Annotated in this window: 3 protein-coding genes; 2 read left to right on the top strand and 1 reads right to left on the bottom strand. The window is 57.6% G+C overall.

What is annotated here, in order from left to right; genetic code table 11:
* Positions 1–51 precede the first annotated feature (51 nt).
* Positions 52–318 (bottom strand): DUF6074 family protein, encoded by a 267-nt coding sequence (locus AGR7B_RS26265; protein ID WP_078052605.1) that lies wholly within the window; start codon positions 316–318, stop codon positions 52–54.
* Between the two features lie 340 nt (positions 319–658).
* Here AGR7B_RS26265 and AGR7B_RS19930 point away from each other — a divergent pair, with 340 nt between their 5' ends.
* Both AGR7B_RS19930 and AGR7B_RS19925 read left to right on the top strand, forming a co-directional pair.
* Entirely contained in the window at positions 659–937 is a 279-nt protein-coding gene (locus AGR7B_RS19930; RefSeq protein WP_078052604.1) for an exopolysaccharide production repressor protein, read from the top strand.
* A gap of 110 nt (positions 938–1047) precedes the next feature.
* On the top strand, positions 1048–2037 hold the full coding sequence (locus tag AGR7B_RS19925) for a glycosyltransferase family 2 protein (RefSeq protein WP_078052603.1): 990 nt from the start codon (positions 1048–1050) through the stop codon (positions 2035–2037).
* The last annotated feature ends 58 nt before the right edge of the window (positions 2038–2095 follow it).

Here is a 2095-nt window from a genome sequence, read left to right as displayed (position 1 = left end):
AACGAAACGCGACGTGACACCTCGCGCTTTTTTATGGAAAACGCTGAGGCCTCAATGGCTGTCGCGGCGTGCCTCTGGCGCGGCATCGCCCGCCCACAATTCAGCCTGCACGGCGTTTTGAAATTCCATGACCTCGCGCCGCATGGCGGCGTCCTCATAGCCAAGCGCCATCAGACGGGCGGCCAGTTCACGGCACTCCCTGCGCCAGAAATCATTCGCCTCCACACCATGCAGCCGGTCGAGCATGGTTGCACATCTTTTTACGTCGGCAATACGGTTCTTTGCCGGAAAGGCGATTACTTCTGAACTCGTTGTCACGCGGGCACCTTGCTCTTGCTGAGGAATCAATACCGACTTTTTAAAGGCGAGATGGTTAACGAAGTCTGCAGAGGGCGTAAGACAGCCGACAATGGCCGCAAGAGAACGATTTTATGTCTCTAAAAAGCAGGAAATCGCCTGGTAAGGCAGCCCCGATTGGGGGAAGTCATCGATTACCGAGGAATTTACCAATCAAGATTACCGAAATTTCATGCCGCAACCGTTAGAAGAAGTATATGTGTGTTGAAACAGCACCGGTCTCATCGTATATTTCTTGCAAAGAAGAAAAATGCCGCAGCGCAGTCAAAAATGGAGAAATCGTTCTCGGGAGGAGAGCACCATGTATGCACCTCGTGTTTTTTTCAGCATGATCGGTGCATTGCTTACCTTTGCGGTTGCGACATATTTCATCCACGGCTCGTTCTACACGGCATTCATCCAGACCCTCATCTGCGCGGTCATTCTGCAAGTCGGTTATTTCATTGGGATTCTCGTTCTGGTCGCCCGGGAAAAGCGGCGGATACGCGAAACCTTCGCGCGGGATCGTGGCGCCGAGGCAATGCAGGCGGACGCCGTAAAAAGCCCGCCGCCGCACGGTGCGAAACTGACCGATATGTGAGCTTTCACGCAGCTTCATTTATTGCGTCGCAAAAAAATCGCTTGCATCCACACCCGTGACACTTTCTGCTGGCCAAATCCTGACGGTTGGTCAAAGCAGAAGGACAATCCATGGTGAGCGGTTCACAGCCCATTTGCGTCATCATCGCTGCGAAAAATGCATCCGAAACAATCGATGTCGCCATACGTTCCGCCCTTGTGGAGCCGGAGGTCGGCGAAGTGGTGGTGATCGACGATGGTTCCACCGACACGACGAGCGATGTGGCGCATGCGGCGGATGACGGCACGGGCCGTCTGCGGGTCGTGCGATTCGAGGTCAACCGAGGCCCTTCGGCTGCGCGCAACCACGCCATCTCGATTTCATCCGCGCCGCTCATCAGCATTCTCGATGCGGACGACTTCTTTTTCCGCGGCCGTTTTGCCGCCATGCTGGCCGACGATGACTGGGATCTGGTGGCCGACAATATCGCCTTCATCCAGCAATCGGTCCCCGGCGCATCCTCCATGCAGCCGGCGCGCTTCGAACCGCAGGCGCGGTTTCTGTCGCTGACGGAATTCGTGGAAGGCAATATTTCCAGGCCCGGCGTTGAACGCGGGGAAACCGGGTTTCTGAAGCCAGTCATACGCCGCGCTTTTCTCGACAAACACGCACTGCGTTACGATGACGGCCTGCGGCTCGGCGAAGATTACGAGCTTTACGTGCGGGCGCTGGCCGCCGGCGCGCGTTACAAGGTCATACGTCATTGCGGTTACGGCGCGATCGTGCGCGGCAACTCGCTGAGCGGCCGCCATCGCACCGAAGATCTTCGCCGCTTATATGAGGCGGATAAGGCCATTCTCGCCGGCTGCCGGCTTTCGGCAGAGGAAACGGCGATCCTGCGCGAACATGAAAAACACATCCGCGCCAAATTCGAGCTTCGCCATTTTCTCGATGCGAAAAAGCAGAAGGGCATGGGCGGCGCGCTGAGCCATGCCCTTGCGCGGCTCCCCGCCCTGCCCGCCATCACGCGCGGCATCTGGAGCGACAAGACCGCCCGATTCCGGAAATCGCCGCCGGTGCGGGATGTGCGTTATCTGCTGGACGGTACGCCGGTTTCGTAGGGGAAAAGACGACCTGCGCCAATTCCTCGCCGTCATCCTCGGGCTTGGCTTGTCCCGA

The sequence above is a fragment of the Agrobacterium deltaense RV3 genome, assembly GCF_900013505.1.
Taxonomy (GTDB): domain Bacteria; phylum Pseudomonadota; class Alphaproteobacteria; order Rhizobiales; family Rhizobiaceae; genus Agrobacterium; species Agrobacterium leguminum.
The sequence above is the reverse complement of the archived record's forward strand: the minus strand, read 5'-3'. Positions and strand labels throughout refer to the sequence as shown.